The 21,956-nt window shown below is 72.4% G+C and carries 15 protein-coding genes; 9 read left to right on the plus strand and 6 right to left on the minus strand.

The genetic code is table 11. The features are described 5' to 3' along the window. Positions 1 to 279: 279 nt before the first annotated feature. From ABZ822_RS25540 to ABZ822_RS25555, 4 genes are all read right to left on the minus strand, one after another. Positions 280 to 2,448: an ATP-binding protein gene (locus tag ABZ822_RS25540; RefSeq protein WP_360858701.1), complete on the minus strand. Its 2,169-nt coding sequence runs from the start codon at positions 2,446 to 2,448 to the stop codon at positions 280 to 282. A gap of 498 nt (positions 2,449 to 2,946) precedes the next feature. After that, positions 2,947 to 4,602: a sigma-70 family RNA polymerase sigma factor gene (locus ABZ822_RS25545; protein WP_360858704.1), complete on the minus strand. Its 1,656-nt coding sequence runs from the start codon at positions 4,600 to 4,602 to the stop codon at positions 2,947 to 2,949. A 480-nt stretch (positions 4,603 to 5,082) separates the two neighbouring features. Continuing rightward, a complete protein-coding gene (locus ABZ822_RS25550) occupies positions 5,083 to 5,811 on the minus strand; it encodes an SRPBCC domain-containing protein (RefSeq protein ID WP_360858707.1) in 729 nt (242 codons plus the stop codon). A gap of 82 nt (positions 5,812 to 5,893) precedes the next feature. Beyond that, positions 5,894 to 6,607, minus strand: a complete 714-nt coding sequence (locus ABZ822_RS25555; protein ID WP_360858711.1) for a helix-turn-helix domain-containing protein — start codon at positions 6,605 to 6,607, stop codon at positions 5,894 to 5,896. A 796-nt stretch (positions 6,608 to 7,403) separates the two neighbouring features. Here ABZ822_RS25555 and ABZ822_RS25560 point away from each other — a divergent pair. The 9 genes from ABZ822_RS25560 (at position 7,404) to ggt (ending at position 19,710) form a co-directional block, all read left to right on the plus strand. Further along, positions 7,404 to 7,610 carry a type A2 lantipeptide gene (locus tag ABZ822_RS25560; protein ID WP_360858714.1) on the plus strand — a complete coding sequence of 69 codons (207 nt, stop codon included), beginning with the start codon at positions 7,404 to 7,406 and terminating at the stop codon, positions 7,608 to 7,610. Positions 7,611 to 7,874: 264 nt separating this feature from the next. Next, positions 7,875 to 8,681, plus strand: a complete 807-nt coding sequence (locus ABZ822_RS25565; protein ID WP_360858717.1) for an HlyD family efflux transporter periplasmic adaptor subunit — start codon at positions 7,875 to 7,877, stop codon at positions 8,679 to 8,681. Positions 8,682 to 8,962: 281 nt separating this feature from the next. Then, entirely contained in the window at positions 8,963 to 11,089 is a 2,127-nt protein-coding gene (locus ABZ822_RS25570) for an NHLP family bacteriocin export ABC transporter peptidase/permease/ATPase subunit (protein WP_360858780.1), read from the plus strand. Position 11,090: 1 nt separating this feature from the next. Continuing rightward, on the plus strand, positions 11,091 to 14,057 hold the full coding sequence (locus tag ABZ822_RS25575; protein ID WP_360858720.1) for an NHLP bacteriocin export ABC transporter permease/ATPase subunit: 2,967 nt from the start codon (positions 11,091 to 11,093) through the stop codon (positions 14,055 to 14,057). A 253-nt stretch (positions 14,058 to 14,310) separates the two neighbouring features. Then, positions 14,311 to 14,721: a hypothetical protein gene (locus ABZ822_RS25580; RefSeq protein ID WP_360858723.1), complete on the plus strand. Its 411-nt coding sequence runs from the start codon at positions 14,311 to 14,313 to the stop codon at positions 14,719 to 14,721. A gap of 156 nt (positions 14,722 to 14,877) precedes the next feature. After that, entirely contained in the window at positions 14,878 to 15,339 is a 462-nt protein-coding gene (locus tag ABZ822_RS25585; protein ID WP_360858726.1) for an ATP-binding protein, read from the plus strand. Between the two features lie 355 nt (positions 15,340 to 15,694). Further along, positions 15,695 to 16,279, plus strand: coding sequence for an ECF RNA polymerase sigma factor SigK (gene sigK / locus ABZ822_RS25590; protein WP_360858729.1), 585 nt, complete (start codon positions 15,695 to 15,697; stop codon positions 16,277 to 16,279). Beyond that, positions 16,276 to 17,067, plus strand: coding sequence for an anti-sigma factor (locus ABZ822_RS25595; protein WP_360858732.1), 792 nt, complete (start codon positions 16,276 to 16,278; stop codon positions 17,065 to 17,067). The genes sigK and ABZ822_RS25595 overlap by 4 nt, the downstream gene beginning before the upstream one ends. A gap of 795 nt (positions 17,068 to 17,862) precedes the next feature. Then, positions 17,863 to 19,710 carry a gamma-glutamyltransferase gene (gene ggt / locus ABZ822_RS25600; RefSeq protein WP_360858735.1) on the plus strand — a complete coding sequence of 616 codons (1,848 nt, stop codon included), beginning with the start codon at positions 17,863 to 17,865 and terminating at the stop codon, positions 19,708 to 19,710. Positions 19,711 to 20,164: 454 nt separating this feature from the next. On the opposite strand, the gene ABZ822_RS25605 is transcribed toward ggt, so the two are convergent. Together ABZ822_RS25605 and ABZ822_RS25610 are read right to left on the minus strand one after the other, a co-directional pair. After that, positions 20,165 to 20,380, minus strand: a complete 216-nt coding sequence (locus ABZ822_RS25605) for a phage DNA packaging protein J (protein ID WP_360858738.1) — start codon at positions 20,378 to 20,380, stop codon at positions 20,165 to 20,167. Positions 20,381 to 20,503: 123 nt separating this feature from the next. Beyond that, positions 20,504 to 21,952, minus strand: a complete 1,449-nt coding sequence (locus tag ABZ822_RS25610; RefSeq protein ID WP_360858741.1) for an MFS transporter — start codon at positions 21,950 to 21,952, stop codon at positions 20,504 to 20,506. Between the last annotated feature and the right edge of the window lie 4 nt (positions 21,953 to 21,956).

Here is a 21,956-nt window from a genome sequence, read left to right on the forward strand (position 1 = left end):
GGCGGCGGGACCGTGGCGGCAACGCGACGGACAGGGCGGCGGGACCGTGGCGGAACGTGTGGGCGGTCAAGACGCGAACAGGTGCCGGCCAGGGGGCAAGGAGAACGCCACCGCCCCGTGCGGGCCGGGCGGTGGCGTTCGACGGGGGCGGGTGCGAGGACCGCCCGCGGTGGCGCCAAGGGTGCGTACGGACGTGGGCGGCCCGGGGCTTGCCGCACGGAGGCCCCCCCCGGCACGTGCGTGACCGTGGGGGTGGCCGTGCCAGGGGGCGGGTGAGCGTCAGGTCGGCCTGGGGAGGCGCGCCCAGTGCGTCACGCCCCCGTCGCGGTGGATCGCGAAGCCGTGCGCCGCGGCGACGGAGTCGACGATGCCCATGCCGCGCCCGTGCTCGTCCGGTGCGCAACTCGACGTCCAGGGGCCCTGGTCGGCCGCCGGCCCGCCGTCCGTTATGCCCACCCACAGCCGGCTGCCCGCGTCGCGGTGGAGATGGAGGACGACGGGCGGATGGGCGTGCTCGACGGCATTGGTCACCAGCTCGGAGACCACCAGCACCACCGTCTCGGCGTCGTCGCCGCCCACCCGCCAGATGTCCAGCACCGAGCGGGTGAGACGGCGCGCGGCCCCGACGGACTGCGGCTCGTGCGCCAGGGTCCAGGTCCTGTCGTCCACGGGGTACCCCGGGCCGGCGGGTATGAGGGATGCGGTGTCGCGGCGGTCCCGGGCCGCCCCGGGCTCCCGGAACGTGAGGTTGTCGACGGTGCTGGCGTACATGGCGATCACATCCGGGATACCGCTGCGCTTCGGCAAGGGGGACGGCGCGGAGCTCTGCACGTACGGGGAGGGATACCGCGCCCGCGTCCCCCACCCTGCGCCCTCCGGGCGCTCCGTGCTTGAGTCATCGGCACTCAAACCTGGCGCGTCGTCCGGGCGCGGCAGGTACGAGCCGTCACCGCGACCGCGCCGGACGGGCCGGTGGCGGGCGGGCCGGGGGACGGTGGCGGCGGTGCCAGGGGCGGAGGGCAGGTCGGCCAGGGGCGTCATGTCGCCGTGGGGCGCCGCGTCGTTGCCCCCGGAGAGCTGCCGTTCGTGCCCGTCGGGTTCCACCGCGTTCCCGCCGAGCGGCCGTGCGTACGGTCCGGTGCCCGCGTCGTACGGTCCGGTGCCCGCGTCGTACGGCCCGGACCGGAGCGCGTAGCCGCCGGGTGTCGCCGCATCGGGGCCGGACGCCTCCGTACCGGGCCCGGCCGCGCCCGTCCCCGGCGGCTCGGAGACTGACGAGGCGTCTCCGGTGCCGTCGGGTAACAGCTGGTGCGGCCTCTCCTGGTGTCCGCAGGCGGCCAGGGCGGCGATCCCCACCGCGATCCCGGCCAGGAAGCCCACGACCGCGACGGTGGTGGGGGAGCGGTGAGCCCCCTCGACCGATCCGGCCACCGCGCGGGGGAGGATCCCCTGCGACGTCCGGTGCGGTGTCCGGTGCGAGGCCGGGCGGGAGGCCGCCGGCTCGACCGGCTCGCGCTGCCCCCGGCGGGCGGACACCGCTCTCGCCGTGGCCCGTCGCGCGGTACGTCCGCCCGCTGCCGGCGACTCGGTGTGCCGCAACAGCCGGGCCAGGAACGGGGGATCGCTCAGCGGTACCGGGATGGCCGCCTTCGCCCGCAGATAGCCCTCGCCCGGCCACCAGCCCAGCAGCCGTACGGGCAGCTGCACGTCGAGCTGCGCGTCGAGCCGCGCCAGGTCGGTGAGAGCGCTGTGGCAGCGGCGGCAGGCGCGGGAGTGGTGCGGGCGGTGGGCGCCGCCGCGGCCGCTTCCGGACGCCCGGCCACCGTCCGACGCCACCTGCCGGATGGCGTCGGCGCAATGGCGGGGCCCCATGCGCTCCAGATAGAGGTGTGTACGCGCGTCCTGCAGAACGCTGCGCGCCTCCTCGCTCCGCGCCTGCACGGAGCCGGGGGCCAGCCCGGTGACGCGCGCCGTGAGCGACGCGTCGTCGCGGTCCACCAACGAGTGCCACAGCAGGCATTGGGTGGTCGGTGCGAGGCGCTGGAAGGCGAGGCCCAGTTGGCCGTCCTCGCCCCACGGCCACACGCTTCCGGCCGCGACCCAGGCCCGGAAGTCCTGCGACAGCGCCTCCTCCTCGCGCTGCGAGTGCGTGATCGCCGTCGTGCGGACGGCGTCCAGCAGTTGGCGCCGCAGACAGCCCGGGTGGCGTCCGTCGGCGAAGGACTCCCCGGAGAGGATGCGCTGCAGGAGCTGGGCGAAGACGAACGACGTGACCTCGTGCGCCTGTACGGGGCCCGTCATGCACTGGGAGGAGTACGCCTGCACGGCCGCGTAGTGGCGGCGGTAGAGGTAGCGGAACAGCTCGACGCGGCCTTCCCGTACCGCGCTGGTGAGCGCGGCGTCGGACAGCGGCCGGTGTTCGGGGCGTGGGCCCGGCGACAGGTGCATCGGGGGACCTTTCCCTCAGGCCTGGTGCGAGCCCGGGGGACAGGTGTGGTCGCGCCTGCGGCGTATCGGGGCCCGGCGTCGGGGGCGGGGGAGTACGCCGGAAATGCGGAGAGAGGCGGGCCCGCCGCTTACGGGCGCGGCGGGAAATTGTGTCGCACAACCGTTCCCTTGGAATTCGAACTCCTCATCGGCAATGCGCTGGATGAGGCGGTGCGCGTGGACACTTCGGGTCATCGGTCCCCCGGGTGTGTGTCGTGAAGTACGGACGGACACAGGGAGGACCGCTTTCCGTGAAACGCATCCCGCTACTTTGCCAATACTTTACCTTTGGTCCCGCCTTCCCTCGCGGGACGGATGGTGAACGAGGCGGCCGCGGGCGGAAGTCCGTAGGGAACTCCGTACGACAAACCCCCGCGGGCGCGCTGAAAGGGCGCACCCGCGGGGGTGTTCGCGTCAGGGCGGCGGACCGGCGGCCCTGCCGCAGGACGGCACGGCACGTCAGTCGAACGGGATCCAGATGAGGGACGTGTCGCCCACCCCGAGGGTGTTGGGCCCCGGGCCGATCGCGCTCCAGACCTCGACCTTGATCTTCCCCTGCACCATGTCGCCGAGCGACCCGGACGAGGACTTCAGCCCGCGGATGTCGGTGTAGTGCTCGAACCCGGGGGCGTCGTCGGTCTCGTAGTAGCGGTAGGTCTCCACCCGGTCCCACGTGCCGTTCCCGGTCAGGTCGTAGGAGATGCGCATCTGCGGTCCGTTGGCGATGTACTCGTCCGCGTCCACGAACAGGTCGAACTGGGTCGAGCCCCCGTCGTACGAGCCGTTGATGCCGTTGGCGACGAAGGTGAGCTGTTCGTGCGGTGTCCCGTCGTAGTTGGCGCCCTCGGGGGAGGACAGGGGGACCGTGCCCGATGGGGTCTGCGGGCTGCCGAGGTTCTGGTCGCCGCGCAGGTGGAGCGGGGTCAGCCCGTTGGGGCCCGGATCCGGCTGACCGGGCTTTCCCGGCTTCTCGCCGGAGGGGCGGGGGCGCGGGTCGGACCTCCCGGTCGGCGAACTCGCGGACGGGGTGGCGGTGAGGGTCACCGGGGTCTGCGGTTCGAAGATCGTCATGGTCGGCTCGTGCTGGACCACCGAGGGCGACGAACCTCCGTCGTCGTCACCGCCGTCCAGCGGCACCACCAGGACCCCGAGACCGACCGCCGCGACGATCGAGCCCGCGACCGCACCCGAGGCGAGCGGCGCCCCCTTCGCCCAGCCCCACAGCCCCGTACCGCCGTCGTGCGGAAGGCTGCCGTGCAGGGCGCCGGGTGCCAGCGCGCCCGTGGCGCCCGCGCCGGCCTCGGCCAGCCGTGCGGCGATGTAGGCGGAGCCGCCCCACAGCAGCACACCGGCGGGGAGGACGGAGCCCAGCCGCTCGTTGAGGTAGGTGAGTTCGATCAGTGCCCCGCGGCAGCGCTCGCACGACGCGAGGTGGCGTTCCAGGTCCTTGTTGGCGCGACGGCCGACGCGGCGCACCGCGGCGCCGAGCAGCGAGCTGTAGTGGCGGCACTCGTCGGTGTCCGAGCCGCTCTCGACGTGCGCGGTCAGATACGCCTCGCGCAGTCCTTCCCGCGCGCGTGCCGCGAGCGAGTTGACGCCGCTCGCGCTGACGCCGAGCAGCACGCCGACCCGCGCCGCCGACTCCTCCTCGACCGCGGTGTGCCAGAGCACGGCCTGCCAGCGCTCGGGCAGCGAACGGAAGGCGCGCAGGACGAGCGAGCTGTCCTCGAGCCGGAGTATGCGCTCCTCGCTGCTCTCCTCCTCGGGAACCTTCGAGCCGCGCCCGAGCCACTGCTCGAAGTCGGGCGACAGCTCGGTGCGCCGCTCCGTCCCCGCCCAGTCGGCGGCGGTACGGCGGACGACGGTGAGCAGATAGGGACGCCAGGCGGCCTCGGGGCCGCCGGTGCCGGACCGAACGGCCTGGAGGGTGCGCGTGAAGGCTTCGGACACCAGGTCCTCGGCGGTGTGGGGATCGCGGCAGCAGGCCAGTGCGTAGGAGAGAACGGCGGGCTTGTGCCGCCGGTAGAGCTCGTCCACCGGTTCGGTCGACTGAGAAGTCCTTATCTGCGCCGTCAGTTCGGCGTCGGACGGGGACATCTCATGGTCTTTGGGCATGGTTTACCCAGGCCTTCCATTGTGCACGTGAGGGAACTCGGCATTCTCGTCGATGTTCGATTCACGATGGAAGGGGTCTGGCCTGCCGAATGTGACGCGTAAGGGAATTGTTGTTCGAGGGGGAGTGCGGACGCATCGATCCCGGTGACGCGACGCTACGCGCATTTCCCTGTGTCCGCCCGGAATTGCGCACGCACCGGTACGACGGGAGGTCCGGGGAACGGGGTCGGCCGGACGACTCCGATGCCCGGTAGGAGTTCGGCAGGAGAAACGCTCGTCGCCGGGACGGTGCGGTCCCCGGCCCGCCGGGCGGGAGGCGCCGCCGGCGTACCGTGACCGGAAGGTCACGATCGGCGATCCGCCGCTCATGCGCGTCGGCGCGCCCGGTTGGTGCCGGGCGCGCCACCGGTGCGGCAGGTCGGCGTGGAGGGCCGGGTGCGGCAGGTCGGCGTGGAGGGCCGAGGGGGCCGGAAGGCCGGTTCAGGTGAACAGCCCCGTGAGCCAGTTCTGCCAGACGGCCTCCGTCTGCTTCTGGTCGGCGTCGCCGGCGGTGAACCGGTGCACCGCGATGCCGACCGGCGCGCCGAAGGCGTCGCGGCCGAAGAACCGGTACAGCGCGTCGTCGCCGCGCAGCCCGATGAAGTACGGGGTGCGGTAGTCCACGACCGCGTCGAAGGGCGCGGTACCCGGCACCTCGACCCGTACGGTCGTGCCTTCAGCCGCGTCGTCCGCCAGGCCCAGCGCGCGGCCCACGGCCGCGAAGGACCCGGGCCGGCTGGAGCCTTCCGGCCCCTCGGCCGAGGAGTACACCGCCGCGCGACCGGTGAAGTGCTCCAGGTACTGCCGCAGGGTGTGCAGGTAGAAGTCGGTGTGCTTGTCGGCGCCGTCGTACTGGTTGTCCCAGTCGTCGACGAAGATGCCGCTGTGCACGTAGCGCACCCACGAGCCGCCGCCGACGCGCGGCTGGATGATGTGGTCGAGCTGGTTGAGGGTCTGGCCGGGGTCGTCCGGGTTCTCGACGCGTCCGGTGAGCCGGTACGGCGGATCCCAGGCGGCGACCGTGCCGCCGAACGGAGCGGCGCCGCCCTCCCGGTGCTCGTACTCCATGGGCCACAGCCAGCCGGCGGTGCCTGTGGTGATGGCGTCCCAGACCTCCTCCGGGCTCGCTTCGACCTCGAACTCCCGGACGATCTCGAATTCCTTGGACATGGTGGCTCCTCATGGTCGCCCGCGGGGCGTGGGCGGGTCGTCTCGCTGACGGGGCCGCGCCCGTGGCGGCCCACTGGTCCTGCTAGTCCTGCTGGACCTGCTGGTCCTGGTCGGCCTGGGGCGTGGTGATCCGGGCCGGAGCGGCCGGTGACGCGGCCGGGTCCGTGCCGGTGGTCGTGCCGGTGGTTGTGCCGGTGGCGGCCGGGGCCCTCCCGGGTTTGACCGCCGGGTGGAGGGCGACGACGATCCGGTGATCGCGTCCGCCCTTCGCGGACTCGTCGTGGTACTTGGCGATCAGGGCGCCGACGCCGCGCGTGAGCTCCTCGACGAACGCGGCCCGGTCGGCCGCGGAGGCGAAGCGGACGTCGCCGTCCAGCGCGTAGGTGGCCAGACGCTTGCGCGCCCTCGCGGCTCCCGTGATCAAGGTGCCGACGTCGCGTACGAGGCGGGCTGCGACCGCGAGCAGCCACCGGGCCGAGAGCTGGTCGCGGAAGCGGGCCGGGTCCGGCTCCACCGCGGAGAGCGCGACGGGCGAGATCACGTACGAGGCCGCGGTCGCCCGCATCAGCCGCTCGGTCACGTTGCCCTTGCGGCGCTCGCCTACGAGCTCGACCAGGCCGTGCCGCTCCAGCGCCTTCAGGTGGTAGTTCACCTTCTGGCGGGCCAGGCCGACCCGGGCGGAGAGCATCGTCGCCGAGGCCGGCTCCGCCGCCAGCTCGGCGAGGAGCCGGGCGCGTATCGGATCCAGCGAGACCTCGGCCGCGGCCGGGTCCTCGATCACTGTCACGTCCCACATGGCTCCACCCTCTCACCGAAAACTTTTCTTGTCCAGACTCTTCATCTTGTCGGTATCCGGTGGGCGCGCACCCCGGGGCGGGGGGCGCAATCGGTGGCGGGCGTGCGTCGGTGAGGGGTGATCCGCGCAGGATGCCCCCAGGGCGCCGCCGCCCCCCCCCGACGCGAAGGCCGGGAGGTCGGTGCGCCGAGAGGGTATTTCGGGTACGTACGATTTTCCTGTCCGACCGGTCCTTTTACCCTCAACTACCGTGTAGGCGAGGTAATCCCGTTCCTGGGGAGAAGGTGCCGGTCTTGCCCGGAGAAACCGTTCTTCCGGTATTCCGCCGCCTCTTCGCGGTAGGTGTCGCCTGCCCGGGCCAGTCGATTCACGGATCGAATGCCATCGTTGAGAAACCTGCACATCCGCCATGTGTGCGACGTGTCTCGTCCCTTACGGCCCCCGTCTTCCCTTCAGGGGCCCGGTAGTTGGCGCGGTTATGTCCGGTTGGCTCAACCGCCGTACCCGGCAGGAGGAATGGGTAACGGGTGCCCGTGTGAAGGAGTCGTCACCATCCGATGGACGGAGATGCACGTCAGCGTGGTCTGATGGGGGAACGTTCACCGAATGCACAGCCGCTCGGCTGGCCGCTGTGCCGGGGGACGTGATTTCATCTTGCGCCATACGGGAGTTGTGAAAAGTGGTTCCCGATTGCCGGGCATCAGACGACCGTTGAGCCGGCCGGAGAGGCATTCTTCGCCGACCTGGCCGACACCCCCGCAAGTAACACCCAGAGCAACGAAGGGAAGCGCAAGTCATGCACAAGGACTTCACGCCCCAGGTCGAGACCCGCGAGATCGCCGACGAGGACCTGGACAACGTTTCCGGCGGTGTTCTCGGCCTCGCGGTCGGCAACGTCGTGGGGACCGTCGAGTCCGTCGCCCCGGTTTCGGAGGTCACCGGTATCGCCTCGCAGGCCACCGGTGTCGACACGTCGCAGATCACCGGTCTGGCCGGCATCTGAGTCGTCCTGAGCCAACTGGCGGCGTAGCCGCAGGCATTACCACCGCGCCGGTTCCGATGGTGTTCCGGTGGGGTGGTCATAAACCCCGGAACCTCGCGTTCCGGGGTTTATGGGTGCTGTCGGCACACACCCGCGAAGAGAGCATCTGCCCAGCTCGGCACCCGTGTTACCGTCGGCCGTCATGGGTGGCGGCCGGTGGCACGCCGCACCGGCCGAGCCTCGCCCGAGCCCGACCGAGACGAATGCAGTCGAAGGAATAGTTGCGTGCAGTTCCGGCAAAAGGCGCTTTCCAAGCTGCAATCGCCCGAGGAGCTCGATCTGCCGGTGCGTTATGCCCGGCCGCAGGGCCGGCTCGTGCTGGCCCTCACCGCCCTCGTCATGGCAGCCGCCGCGTACTGGGCCATGACGGGCACCGTCTCCTCCGAGCTCACCGCCCCCGGCGTCCTCACCCACGCGAAGGGGAGTTACGTCCTGCAGAGCCCCGTCGCAGGCCAGGTCACCGCCGTCATGGCCGAGGAGGGCCGGATGCTCCGCGAGGGCGCACCGCTGCTGCGGGTCCGTACCGAGCGCGGGGACCGTGCCGTACGCGCGGTGGCGGCAGGCCGGGTCAACTCGCTGACCGCCAAGATCGGTTCGGTCGTCACCACCGGCGCCGACGTGGCGACCGTCGAGCGCATCGACGACCCGGAGGACCCGCTGGTGGCCATGCTCTACGTCTCGGGCGACAGCGGCTCGGCGGTCCCGGTGGGAGCGGCGGTCGATCTGAAAGTCCAGTCGGTGCCCCAGCAGCAGTTCGGCGTTCTGCGCGGCCGGGTCGAGGCCGTCGGCCGGGCGCCGCAGACGCAGGCGCAGATCACCGGCTTCCTCGGCGACAGGCAGCTCGGCGAGCAGTTCTCTGCGCAGGGGCATCCGGTGGCGGTCCTGGTGCGGCTCGACCGCTCGGCCCGTACGAAGTCGGGCTACGCATGGTCCTCCGCCGAAGGGCCACCGTTCGCGCTCGACTCCACGACGCTGGTGAGCGGGTCGATCCGGCTGGCCTCGCAGCGCCCGGTCGATTGGCTCCTCCCGTGACCGCCCGCCACGACCCCGCCGCGCCGGGGCACCGAGACCCCGCGTCCCCCGACCCCGCCCCGTCCGGCCGGGCTTCCGACCCCGCGCCGTCCTCCCGCACCGTGCCGGAGCAGGCCCCGCTGTCGTCCGCCGGACGCGGACGGCACCGCCCCGAGCCCCGCGGCGGCGGCCGTCACCGCCCCGGCCGCCGGAGCCACGCGCCCACGCCCACGCCCACGGGTCGGGCGGGGCGCAAGACCCCCCAGCGCGGCCGGGCACCGAAGGCCGTCCGCAGCCCCACCGTGCTGCAGATGGAAGCGGTGGAGTGCGGTGCCGCCGCGCTGGCCATGGTCCTCGGCCACTTCGGCCGGCACGTGCCCCTGGAGGAGCTGCGGATCGCCTGCGGTGTCTCCCGCGACGGCTCCCGGGCCAGCAACGTCCTGAAGGCCGCCCGCAGTTACGGCCTGCGCGCCAAGGGCATGCAGATGGAGCCGGCCGCGCTCGCCGAGGTCCGCCCGCCCGCCGTGCTGTTCTGGGAGTTCAACCACTACGTCGTCCACGACGGCATGGGCCGCCGCCTCGGCCGCCGGGGCGTGTACATCAACGACCCCGGCCGGGGCCGCCGTTTCGTGTCGATGGAGGACTTCGACACCAGCTTCACCGGTGTCGTGCTGACCTTCGAGCCCGACGACGGGTTCCGCCGCGGCGGCAGGAAGCCGGGCATCATGGGCGCCATGCCCGCGCGGCTGCGGGGCACCACCGGCACCATGCTCGCGGCGCTGTTCGCCAGCCTCCTGCTCGTGGCGGTCGGCGCGTCCGTGCCCGCGCTCAGCCGGACGTACATCGACATGTTCCTCATCGGGAACCAGTCGTCCCTGCTGAGCGTGCTCTTCGCGGCGATGGCCACCATGGTCGTGCTGACCGCCGCGCTGACCGCGCTCCAGCAGGCCAACCTCCTGCGCGGGCGCATCATCTCGTCGACCCTGAGCAGCGCCCGCTTCCTGCGCCATCTGCTGAAGCTGCCCGTCACCTTCTACGCCCAGCGCAACTCCGCCGACCTGGTCCAGCGCCTGCAGTCCAACGACACGGTCGCCGAGACCCTGGCGCGTGACCTCGCCGCCGCCGGAGTGGACGCCGTCGTCGTGATCCTCTACGCGCTGCTGCTCTGGTCCTACGACCCCCAACTCACCGTCATCGGCGTGCTGATCGCCCTCCTCAACGTGGTCGCGATCCGGGTGGTCGTACGCCTGCGGGCCACCCGTACGCAGAAGTTGCGGGCCGACAACGCCCGGCTGACCAACACCGCCTACAGCGGTCTGCAGCTCATCGAGACGATGAAGGCGACCGGCGGTGAGAACGGATACTTCCGCCGCTGGGCGGGCCAGCACGCGACCACGCTCGAGGAGCAGCAGCGCCTCGGCGTGCCCAGTGCCGCGCTCGCCGTCGTCGCGCCGACGCTCGCCGCGCTCAACAGCGCGATGATCCTGCTGATCGGCGGTATGCGCGCGGTCGAGGGGCACATCTCCATCGGCCTCCTGGTCGCCTTCCAGGCGCTGGTCACCAGCTTCACCGCGCCCATCACCCGCCTCAACGGCGTGGCCGGACGCATCCAGGACTTCGCCGCCGACGTCGCCCGGCTCAAGGACGTCGAGAGCTTCCCCGCCGACCCGCTGTACGCGTCACGCGGCCCGGAGACGTCCACGCGCAGGCTCAAGGGCCATGTGACGCTGGAGCACATCACGTTCGGCTACAGCCCGCTCGACAAGCCGCTGCTCACCGACTTCTCCCTCTCCGTGGGGCCGGGGCAGCAGATCGCGCTCGTCGGAGGATCGGGCAGCGGCAAGTCCACCGTCTCCCGCCTCATCTCCGGCCTCTACCGGCCGTGGGAGGGCGTCATCCGCATCGACGGCCGGCGTCTGGAGGACCTCTCCCGCAGCGCGCTCGCCGCCTCCGTCTCCTTCGTCGACCAGGACGTGTTCCTCTTCGAGGGCACCGTCCGCGACAACGTCGCGCTCTGGGACCCCTCCATCCCGGACGAGGCCGTTGTCGCCGCGCTGGAGGACGCCGCGCTCCACGACGAGATCGCCCGCCGCCCCGGGGGACTGCACAGCCGGGTGGAGCAGGACGGCCGGAACTTCTCGGGCGGTCAGCGGCAGCGGCTGGAGATCGCCCGCGCCCTGGTCCGCCGCCCCAGCATCCTCGTCCTCGACGAGGTGACCAGTGCCCTGGACGCGGAGACCGAGCAGGTCATCATCGACAATCTGCGGCGCCGCGGATGCGCCTGCGTCGTCATCGCGCACCGGCTCAGCACGGTGCGCGACAGCGACGAGATCGTGGTCCTGGACCACGGGACGATCGTGGAGCGCGGCCGCCACGAAGCCTTGGTCGCCGCCGGCGGGCGGTACGCCGAGCTGGTCAAGGAGAGCTGAGGTGACCTCCGTTCACCCACGGCCGGACACCGGAGCGGAACCGGGCGACGCCGTGCTCGGCGCCCTGGGCGAGCTGGGCACCCCGGTCGACTGCGCCGGACTGCGCAGCCTGTCCCTCGAAGGCCCGCACGTCCTCTGGCTGGTGGTGGGGGGTGCGATCGACCTGTTCGCGGTCGACGCGCAGGCGCAGGGCCACTGGCACTTCCTCGGACGACTGGAGCCTGGGACGCTCCTCCTCGGACCGGTCGAGGGGCCGCAGCACACCCTGGTCGGCCGGCCCCTCCAGGGATGCGTGCTCCGCCGGATCCAGCTCCGCGAACTGTTCGTGCCCGGCCAGGGCTACGGGGACGCGCACGGCCACGGGTACGGGTACGGGGACGTGCACGGCCACGGCCACGGGTACGGGGACGCGTACCCGTACAACGGCCCCTGGGAGACGGGGCAGTACGCGGGCCCGAGCCCGCTGGAGGACGCCTTCGCCCGCGGGGTCGGCCGCGGTCTGCGCGTCCTGTTCGAGGCACCGCTCGACGGCCGGCAGGGCCTCGTGCCCGAGAACCCGGACGCCGGACCGGGGGCGGCGGAGCAGCCCGACCCGTACGCCTCGCCCGATGACGACATCCTCTGGATGCGGGTCGACCCCGGATCCCTCCAGTACGGCGCCTTCTACGGCGCGGAGGCGGCCGGCGACCTCCTCATCGACGGGCCGACCTGGCAGCGTCTGGTCGACCAGCAGTACCGGCTGCTGTTCGCCCTGGACCGCTGGATCGAGCGCGTCGAACGCGCCCATGAGGACCGTACGGCCGCCGGTATCAAGGCCGGTGAAGCGGTGCGCGCCCAGGCCGATCAGGCACTGCTGGCGTCGATCGGACGGCCGCGCCGGGCCGGGGGGAGTTCGGCCGAGGCGACCGACGACGCCACCCTCGCCGTGTGCCGCAAGGTCGCGGAGGCGTCCGGGATCACCCTCGCCGACCACGCGGGCGGCGGCGTCATGAACGACCGGCGGGGCCCCGTCGAACGCATCGCCCTCGCCTCCCGCATCCGCACCCGCGTCGTGGCGCTCGGCCCCCGCTGGTGGCGGGAGAACAGCGGCCCCCTGGTCGGCCACCGCGCCGGGACGGAGGAACCGGTGGCGCTGCTGTGGCGGCGCGGCCGGTACGAGGCACTGGACCCGTCCACGGGCAAGCGGACCCGCATCGGCACCGGCGAGGCCGAGGAGTTCGAGCCGCGCGCCGTCATGTTCTACCGCCCGCTGCCCGAACGCCCCATGAGCGCCTGGCGGTTGATGCGCTTCAGCCTGCGCGGCACCGGACCGGACCTGCGCAATCTGGCGCTGGGCGGGATGGTCGCGGTCGGCCTGGGGGCGCTCGTGCCGCTCGCGACCGGACAGGTCCTCGGCGTCTACGTGCCGAACGCCGAGCACGACCTCATCGTCCAGGCCTCCCTGGCCGTCGTGGCCACCAGCATCGTCGCCGCGGCGTTCATGCTGCTCCAGAACATCGCGATCCTGCGTATGGAGGGGCGTGTGGAGAGCGCCCTGCAACCGGCCGTCTGGGACCGGCTGCTGCGCCTGCCCACGGCGTTCTTCGCCGAGCGCTCCACCGGCGAACTGGCCAGCGCGGCCATGGGCATCAGCACCATACGGCGCGTGCTCTCCGGCATCAGCTCGGTGGCGGTCACCTCGGGCACGGTCGGCGCGGTCAATCTCGTCCTGCTGCTGTGCTTCAGCCTTCCGCTGGCGCTGATGGCGATCGGCATGCTCCTCGTCATCGCCTCGGTGTTCACCGGCATGGGCCTGTGGCAGCTCCGGTGGCAGCGCCGGCTCGTCGAACTCTCCAACAAGCTCAACAACCAGGCGTTCCAGACCCTGCGCGGACTGCCCAAGCTGCGCGTCGCCGCGGCGGAGAGCTTCGCGTACGCGGCCTGGGCGCGCGAGTTCGCCCGCAGCCGCGAGCTCCAGCAGCGGGTCGGCCGGATCAAGAACCTGATCACGGTCGTCAACGCGGTCTATCTGCCGCTGTGCACCCTCATCATGTTCATGTTGCTGGCGGGCCCGGCCCGCGGCACCCTGTCGGCCGGCGCGTTCCTCACCTTCAACACGGCCGTGACGATGATGCTGGCCTCCGTCAACCAGCTCACCGGCGCCCTCATCTCGGCCGCCGCCGTCCTCCCGATGTTCGAGCAGATCAAGCCGGTGCTCGACGAGGCACCCGAGGTCCGGGGCGGCAGCGTGCAGCCCGGAGCGCTCTCCGGCGGCATCGAGGCACGGGGGCTCTCCTTCCGCTACAGCGAGGACCGCCCGCTCGTCCTCGACGACGTGTCGTTCCGCGTGAACCCGGGGGAGTTCGTCGCGATCGTCGGCGCCAGCGGCTGCGGCAAGTCCACCCTGCTGCGCCTGCTCATCGGCTTCGACCAGCCCGCCGCGGGCAGCGTGCTCTACGACGGGCAGGACCTGGCGGCCCTCGACCAGGCGGCCGTACGGCGGCAGTGCGGTGTCGTCCTGCAGAGCGCGCAGCCGTTCACCGGCTCGATCCTGGACTGCATCTGCGGCACGGAGATGTTCTCGCTCGAAGAGGCGTGGGAGGCCGCGGAGATGGCGGGGCTCGCCGAGGACATCAAGCGCATGCCGATGGGCATGCACACCATCCTCTCGGACGGCGGCGGCACCGTCTCCGGCGGACAGCGGCAGCGGCTGATGATCGCATCCGCGCTCATCCGCCGCCCGCGCGTCCTCTTCTTCGACGAGGCCACCAGCGCCCTGGACAACGAGACGCAGCGCGTGGTGATCGAGAGCACCCGCGCGCTGCGCTCCACCCGCGTCGTCATCGCCCACCGGCTGTCCACCGTCATGGACGCCGACCGCGTGATCGTCATGTCGGAGGGGCGGGTCGTCCAGCAGGGGCCGCCCGCCGAGCTGCTGGCCGACACGGGCGGCCTCTTCCACGAGCTGGTCCGCCGCCAGATCCGCTGACCACCGCGGCTGACCGCGGCCGCGCACGGGCGCAGTGTGCGCCCGTCGCGCCGGATGGGCAAGGGCGAACCCCTACGACGTTTCGGCGTGGCTTTTTAACCCATTTGCACCATCCCGGGGACGGGTGGTGCCGAATGCCGGGTGTCACCACAGCACACGGCCGGGACCGTTCCGCCGGCTCACCCGATGCGCCCGGGGCGCGATCCCCTCACCGTGCCGTGTGCCCGTCACCGATGAGAAGGAGGTGTGACGCATGAGCGTCCCCATACGTGCCCGCCGCCTGATCGCGGCCGGTGCCGCGACCGGTCTGCTGGCCGGCGGCGCCGCCTTCGGCGCCACGGCCACCGCCGTCGCCGCTCCGGCGCCGACGGCGACGACAGCCCAGGCCACCGTGGACCACCAGCACGGCAAGAAGTGCGTCTGGCACAAGGGCCACTGGGAGAAGAAGTGGGTCAAGGCCCACTGGAAGAACACCTGGCACAAGACCTTCCGCGCCCACGAGAAGCAGTTCCACAAGGGCTGGTTCGACAAGAACCACAAGTGGCACCACGGCTACTGGCTCCACAAGAACCAGCTCCACAAGGGCCACTGGGAGGCCGAGCACATCAAGGGACACTGGGAGAAGCACTGGGTCAAGGGCCACTGGGAGTGCAAGTACCGCTGACCGAGGACCCGTCCCCCGTACGGAGGGCGAGGCCGCGTGCCGGCCTCGCCCTCCACCCGTCCCATCGCGCCGCACTCCCGGCAGTGCCCTTCCAGGCCCGCCACCCGCCCGGGCCACCCCACCCCGTCCGTCATCTCACGCGAAGCAGCCACTGCCATGTCCGCCACACTCACCCACCCCGGCCCGGACCTCGCGTGCCGGTGCTGCACCATCCCGGTCTCCGAGGACCTGCGGGCCCCCGCCGCCGCGCGCCGGGCCGCCGGCGCCTTCCTCGACAGCATCGGCCCCGGCCTGACCCACGCCGCCCGGGACGACGCCCTGCTCGTCGTCTCGGAACTCGTCACCAACGCCGTACGGCACGCCGGCGGCCCCCGTACGCTCCGGCTCACCGCGAGCCCCGGCGCCCTCGAGGCGGCCGTCACCGACGGCAGCCCAGCCCCGCCCGTACCCCGCGAACCCGACCTCGTCGACGGCACCGGCGGTCTGGGCTGGCCGCTCCTGGAGTGCCTCACCACCAGCCTCTACGCCACCCCCGAGGCGGACGGGAAGACCACCCACGCCACCCTCGCGTTCACGCGGACGGAAGAAGCGGAGCGTGCGGTCGCCGAGGGGAGCTGAACGGAGCGGCACGGTGCGCCGCGCCGGGCTCCTCACCGGGGCCGCTGCCGTGCGGAGGCGCAGGGCGCGGCCCCCGGGCCGTGCGGTGCGCATGCGGCTGCCGCACCGGTGGCGGAGACTCGGAACGGAAACCGCCTCCGTGGAGACCCGCGATGACCGCATGCGCCAGGCCCCTGCCCCCGGCAGCCCGGCCCCTGCCCCCGGCAGTCCGCTCCCTGCCGCCGGCGGCCCGTTCCCTGCCGCCGGCGGTCCCGGGCATGCCTCAGGCGGTCCGCTGGACGCACTCGGCGGTCCCGGATCCGACCGCGTCCGCGCCGTCCCCGGCTCCCGCCGGACACCGCGAAGGCGTACGGCGGTGACGGGTGCCTCCGCGCCGCGCGCCGACTCCACCGACGAGGCCGACCTGGCCGAGCTGGTCGGGCGGGTGGCCACCGGGGACGAGAAGGCCTACGAGCAGGTCTTCGACGCCCTCGCAGGACCCGTCCTGGGAGTGGCCCGCCGGATCCTGCGCGACCCCGGGCTCGCCGAGGACGTCGCCCAGGAAGTGATGCTGGACGTATGGCGTACCGCCGCGCGCTTCCGGCCGGACCGCGGGACCGTCGGGACCTGGGTGATGACGATGGCGCACCACCGGGCCGTCGACCGGGTGCGCTCCGAGCGGTCGGCGGCGGACCGGGAGCACCTGGCCGCCGTACGTGACCGGTCCGGCGGTCTCGACGACGTGGCGGAGACGGTGGAGACCCGGTGGGAATGGCACCAGGTCCGCCGCTGCCTGCACGCGCTCAGCGACGTCCAGCGCCAGTCCATCACCCTGGCCTACTACCGGGGCCTGACCTGTCAGGAGGTCGCGCACGCGGTGCAGGCGCCCCTGGGCACGGTGAAGACACGGCTGCGGGACGGGCTGATCCGGCTCCGCGACTGCCTGGGCGGGCGGACATGAGCACCCACGACCACACCCTGACCGGCGCCTACGCCCTGGACGCGCTGACCCCCGAGGAGCGGGAGGAGTTCGAGCGGCACCTGGAGGAGTGCCCCGCCTGCGCCCAGGAGGTACGGGAGTTGCGGGCCACCGCCGCACAACTCGGTCTCGCCTCCGCCGTGCCCGTACCCGCGCGGATGCGGGATGAGGTGCTGCGACGGATCGGCACCACCCCCCAGGAGGAGGCGCCGCACGAGCCGCGGGACCAGCGGCAAGGGCCGCCCCAGGAACCGCAGCAGGGGCCGCCCGGGCGGCACGCCGCCACCGTGCGCCGGCGGCAGCGGCGGCTGCCCCGCATGATGCTCGCGGCCTGTGTCGCGCTCGCGGCGGCCTTCGGCGGGATCGGCGTCTGGCAGTACCAGGAGGCCGAACACGCCCGGCAGGAGGCGCAGCGGACCGCCCAGCGGAACGACGAGGTGGCCGCCGTCGTGACCTCGCCCGACGCGGTGTCGGTATCGCAGAGCATCGGCGACGGCGCGCGCGGCACCGTGGTCTCCTCACGCGACGTGGGCCGGGCGGTCTTCTTCGCCGCGGGACTGCCCGGGCTGTCGGACGGCAAGGTGTACCAACTCTGGTACGACCAGGCGGGCACCTTCCGCTCCGCCGGGCTCGTCCCGGCCGGCGGCGACGCCGAGACCGTCCTCGCGGGCCGGATCGGTGGCGCGTCCGGGATGGCCATCACCGTGGAACCGGCGGGTGGTTCATCGCAGCCGACGACGCGTCCGCTGGCGCAGTTCACCCTGGCGTAGCCCGTCTCCCAGTCTCCCGTCTCCCCGGCTCTCCGTGCCCCCCCGGTTCACGGTCTGGGTGTCGTTGCCGGTGGAGGCAATGAATTCGGTGTCCGGAGGGGGAAGGTGCCAACCATCGGCGCATGGCGATGAATTCACATCGGAGTTACGGCCGTACTCCCTGCCGGATGAGCAACCGACCGGTCGGTGACACCAGTAGGCGCGCGGCCTTCTTCCCAGCGCCGTAGCCGTGCTCACGAATACCCCTGATCGGCGGAGCGCTGATCCGGCGCGCACGGGGAAGAAATCCGCCCCGCGAGCATGTGTCATATCAGCCCCGCACAGCGCTCGGGAGCGGCCGGTCCGGGATAGGGGATGGTGTCCCGGACCCCCTCAACACCCCCTATGCGGAACAGGACGGGGACCTGCGGGGCACCTCGGGTTCACGGCAGGACGGCAGGTCAGCCCACCGGTGAGCGAGGGATGGGTGACGGTGACCGCATCCGGTCGGCACGCGCCGAGCGGCTCGGAAAGCGAATTCCACCGTTACCGGTGAAGCCGTGTCCGCCGGTGGCCGTCCGCGAAAGTCACAGCCCGCCGGCGTACTCACCGGTTGGTCGGTTGACGCAGAACGAACGGTCGGCGACTGCTCGTTGCCGGCGCCGTCCGGGGATGGTGGATCGTGACGCCGGCGCCCCGTCGGGTTACCGGCCGGGAACCTCAGATCTCGCGCAAATATTGGCGTTTCGCATTGCTCGACCTGCACCGGCACTGGAAGGGTTCCGTCAATTCCCCTCACGAGGTCCCGGAGGCTACATGGCTGTCCACCGCGCCGTCGTCGCTGCCGCGTGCGCCGCGGCTCTTGCCTGTCCCCTGCTGATCCCGGCCGCCTTCGGCTCCACGCCCGCCGCGGACGACAGCCCCTCCCGGTCCGAGCCGCCTCCGAAGCAGGCGGTCGCCCGGGGCAGCGGCGGCGCCGTGTCCAGCGTGAACCCGTACGCCTCCGAGGCCGGCCTCAAGATCCTCCGTAAGGGCGGCAACGCCGTCGACGCGGCCGTGGCCACGGCCGCTGCCCTCGGCGTCGTCGAGCCGTACTCCGCGGGCATCGGAGGCGGCGGCTACTTCGTCTCCTACGACGCCAAGTCCGGGAAGGTGCGGACGATCGACGGCCGGGAGACCGCTCCCGCCCGTATGCGCGAGGACGCCTTTGTCGACAAGTCCACCGGCAAGCCCATCCCGTTCGACGAGGCCGTCAACTCCGGCCTGTCCGTGGGCGTTCCGGGCACCCCGGCGACCTGGGAGAAGGCGCTGGAGGACTGGGGCACGGTGGGGCTCGGGCAGGCCCTGCGCCCGGCCACCCGTCTCGCCCGTGACGGCTTCGTGGTGAACGAGGAGTTCCGGGCCCAGACCGAGATGAACGAGGAGCGCTTCCGCGACTTCAGCTCCACAGCGGAGCTGTTCCTGCCCGACGGCGAACTCCCCGTCGTCGGCTCGCGCTTCCGCAACCCCGGGCTCGCCCGCACGTACAAGGAGCTCGGCCGCGACGGCGTGGACGCGCTCTACCACGGCGACATCGGACGCGACGTGGTGCGCACCGCCCAGAAGCCGCCGGTGGCCCCCGGCTCGGACCGCAAGGTCCGCCCCGGCCTGATGGAGCGCGGCGACCTCGCCGCCTACGAGACGGTGCGCCGCGCCCCGACGCGCACCACCTACCGCGGCCACGACATCTACTCCATGGCCCCGTCCTCCTCCGGCGGAACCACCGTCGGCGAGGCGCTGAACATCCTGGAGAACTCCGAGCTCTCGCCGAAGGACCGGACGCAGGCGCTCCACCGCTACATCGAGGCGAGCCGTATCGGGTTCGCCGACCGGAACCGCTGGGTGGGCGACCCGGCCTTCTCGGACGTGCCCACCAAGGAACTGCTGTCGAAGAAGTTCGGAAAGGAACGGGCCTGCCTGATCCGGCCCGACTCCGTGCTGAAGAGCCCGGTCGCCCCCGCCGACCCGCGCTCGCCCGGCGGCGGCTGCACCCAGGGCAAGGGCACCAAGGAGCCTTACGAGGGGCCGTCCACGACGCACCTGGTGGCGTCGGACCGCTGGGGCAACGTCGTCTCGTACACCCTGACCATCGAGCAGACCGGCGGCTCGGGCATCACGGTGCCCGGACGTGGCTTCCTGCTCAACAACGAGCTCTCCGACTTCGACTTCACGCCGGTCACCGAGGGCGTGCCGGACCCGAACCTGCCCGGTCCCGGCAAGCGCCCGCGGAGCAGCATGTCGCCGACGATCGTGCTGAAGGACGGAGAGCCGCAGATCGCCGTCGGCTCGCCCGGCGGGGCCACGATCATCACCACGGTGCTGCAGACCCTGGTCAACCGCCTGGACCTCGGGATGTCCCTCCCGGAGGCCGTCGCCGCTCCGCGTATCTCCCAGCGCAACAAGGCCGACACCGAGGCCGAGCCCGCCTTCCTGAAGACACCGGAGAGCAAGGCGCTGGAGAAGATCGGCCACTCCTTCGTCCTGGCGCCGGAGACCTTCACGCCGTCCCCGGAGATCGGGGCCGTCGCCGCGCTGGAGTTCCTGCCGGACGGCACGGTCGAGGCGGTCGCCGAACCGAAGCGCCGCGGCGGAGGCTCGGCCATGGTGCTGCACGAGGGTCGCTGACCCTCGCCACCCGACTGTGTCTGCCCGCCCCTTCTCGACGGGCAGCCACGGTGCGGGCCCCGGCCGCCGTGGGGGATCACCCGGCCGGGGCCCGCCGCTTCATGTGTGGCGCCTTCGCCTGCCCGGCGCCTGCGCCCGACGGTCACGCCGCTGAGCTTCAGCTCCCCGCTGTTCACGCCCTGGCTGTCGACCTCGATCGGGTGGCTCGCATCGGGGGTGCTCCCTCCGTCAGGAGGGGCGGACCGCGCCGGCCGGCGCCGGCAACGCGGCGCCGACCGGTTTTCCACCACTCCACGGAGAAGCCTGCCCAGTGACAGGGCGACCGGACTGCATTCCACCGGTGAGAACCGGCGGCGGGCCGCCTGTCATAACTCCCCCAGGAGGGTGGGCGGCCCGCCGGTTCGGATATGGCCAGCAAAGCACCGCGTCTCAACACCGTTCAAGAAAAGGGGAATTAGTCGTACGAGCGGGTGCGGTACGCGTCGTGCGGCGCGGCTCCGCGTACCACCGTTCCGTACCACCCCCGCGATCCCTTCGAGCGCCCCGGTGCGCCGCGTATCGGCTGCGGAAAGCACAGGTCGCAGGCGTACGGCTGCTCGAGAAGATCCGGTGATGTGCGCCCTGTACCGGGTGAAGGACCGGCGCCGCGCCGCGTATTGAACGCCGCCATCCGGAATTCAAGGATGGGAAAGGGAACTTGGCGGGGTGCATTTCCCGTCACCGGTCTCCGACAGGAATCGGCGGAGACCGAACGCCGCGGGACACCGTGTTCGCGGATGAGGAGCAAATGGGCTTACGGCGACGGCGCATGCGAGGGGCGCAAGGCCAGCCCCGCCACCACCGCCCCGATCGCCACCAGAGCCGCCGCCACCATCAGCCCGGCCTGATAGCCCTCCAGAAACGCGGCCCCCGGGTCCATCCCCCCGCGCACCGCCGCCCCCTGACGCCTCGCCACGACCGCACCCACCAGCGCGATGCCGAGCAGCGCGGAGAGTTCGCGCGCCGCGCTCACCACACCCGAGACCACGCCCGACGAGGTGTCGGTCGCCGTGTCCAGCGTCCTCGCGGTCAGCGGGACGGTCACGGCCGAGCCCGCGCCGATCGCGATGAGCCCCGGCATCAGATCGAGGAGCCGCGCGCCGTCCCCGGACCGGGACAGCAGCAGCAGACCCGCGGCGACCGTCAACAGCCCGCCGGCGGTGGTCCGATGGGCCCCGAACCGGCGGACCAGCAGGCCGGTGAGGGGCGTCGCGAGGATGAGGAACGCGGCGACCGGGGTGAAGGCCAGACCGGCCTGCGTCGGGCTCAGGCCGAGTCCCCGTTGCAGGAACAGCGTGGTGAAGAAGAAGACGCCGTTGACCCCGAGCCCCCAGAGCACCTGCGCCGCCACACCGCCGCTGAACACCCGGTCGCGGAAGAGCGAGAGATCCACCATCGGCGTACCGGCCGTCCGCTGACGGATCACGAAGAGGGCGAACGCACCCAGGGAACCGGCGAACGCCCACATGATCACCGGCGAGACGAAGCCGAGGCGCGGCCCCTCGATCAGCCCGTACGCGCAGCCGCCCGCGGCCAGGCACGAGAGCGCCACGCCCACCGGGTCGAAGCGGCCCGCCCAGTGCCGGGCCGGCCGGCCGCCCGCCGCGGGCACCGCCGCCCCGTCGGGGAGCAGACCGGGGGCCGTGCCGCCGGGCACCGCGCGCGCCACCGCGACGAGCGCCAGGGCACCGAAGGGCACATTGATGACGAAGATCCAGCTCCAGCCCCAGTGTTGGCTGATGACACCGCCGATGACGGGACCGAGCGCGAGCGCCGCGGCGAGCGCCCCCATCCAGGTCGCGACACCGGCGGCGCGGGCCTTCGGGCCCAGGTCGCGCGTCAGTACCGCCAGCGAAGCCGGGATGACGAGGGCCGCCCCGATGCCCTGAAGGCCGCGGCAGGTGATGAGCTGGCCGCCGGTCCGCGCCAGCCCGCACAGCAGTGACGCGCTGGTGAACACCACCAGGCCGGTGAGCAGCGTCGGCCGCCGCCCCCAGACGTCGGCGGACCGGCCGCCGGTGAGCAGCAGCGCGGCGAAGGTCAGCGGATACGCCGCGGCCACCCACTCCAGGTCGGCCAGGTCGAGTCCGAGGTCCTGCTGGACGAGCGGCAGGGCCACATTGACGACGGTGTTGTCCAGGCACGTCATGAAGGCCGCGAACGCGAGGGCGGCCAGGAGCCCGTAGTCACCCGGACGGCCCATTGCC

Source organism: Streptomyces sp. NPDC047108, from assembly GCF_040643575.1.
Taxonomy (GTDB): Bacteria; Actinomycetota; Actinomycetes; order Streptomycetales; family Streptomycetaceae; genus Streptomyces.

Coding starts and splice junctions, on each gene's coding strand:
- ABZ822_RS25595 (WP_360858732.1), top strand. CDS start 16,276: ATGAGCACCCACGACCACACCCTGACCGGCGCCTACGCCCTGGACGCG.
- ABZ822_RS25605 (WP_360858738.1), bottom strand. CDS start 20,380: ATGGCGGCGTTCAATACGCGGCGCGGCGCCGGTCCTTCACCCGGTACA.
- ABZ822_RS25560 (WP_360858714.1), top strand. CDS start 7,404: ATGCACAAGGACTTCACGCCCCAGGTCGAGACCCGCGAGATCGCCGAC.
- ABZ822_RS25540 (WP_360858701.1), bottom strand. CDS start 2,448: ATGCACCTGTCGCCGGGCCCACGCCCCGAACACCGGCCGCTGTCCGAC.
- ABZ822_RS25545 (WP_360858704.1), bottom strand. CDS start 4,602: ATGCCCAAAGACCATGAGATGTCCCCGTCCGACGCCGAACTGACGGCG.
- ABZ822_RS25580 (WP_360858723.1), top strand. CDS start 14,311: ATGAGCGTCCCCATACGTGCCCGCCGCCTGATCGCGGCCGGTGCCGCG.
- ggt (WP_360858735.1), top strand. CDS start 17,863: ATGGCTGTCCACCGCGCCGTCGTCGCTGCCGCGTGCGCCGCGGCTCTT.
- ABZ822_RS25555 (WP_360858711.1), bottom strand. CDS start 6,607: ATGTGGGACGTGACAGTGATCGAGGACCCGGCCGCGGCCGAGGTCTCG.
- ABZ822_RS25550 (WP_360858707.1), bottom strand. CDS start 5,811: ATGTCCAAGGAATTCGAGATCGTCCGGGAGTTCGAGGTCGAAGCGAGC.
- ABZ822_RS25585 (WP_360858726.1), top strand. CDS start 14,878: ATGTCCGCCACACTCACCCACCCCGGCCCGGACCTCGCGTGCCGGTGC.
- ABZ822_RS25610 (WP_360858741.1), bottom strand. CDS start 21,952: ATGGGCCGTCCGGGTGACTACGGGCTCCTGGCCGCCCTCGCGTTCGCG.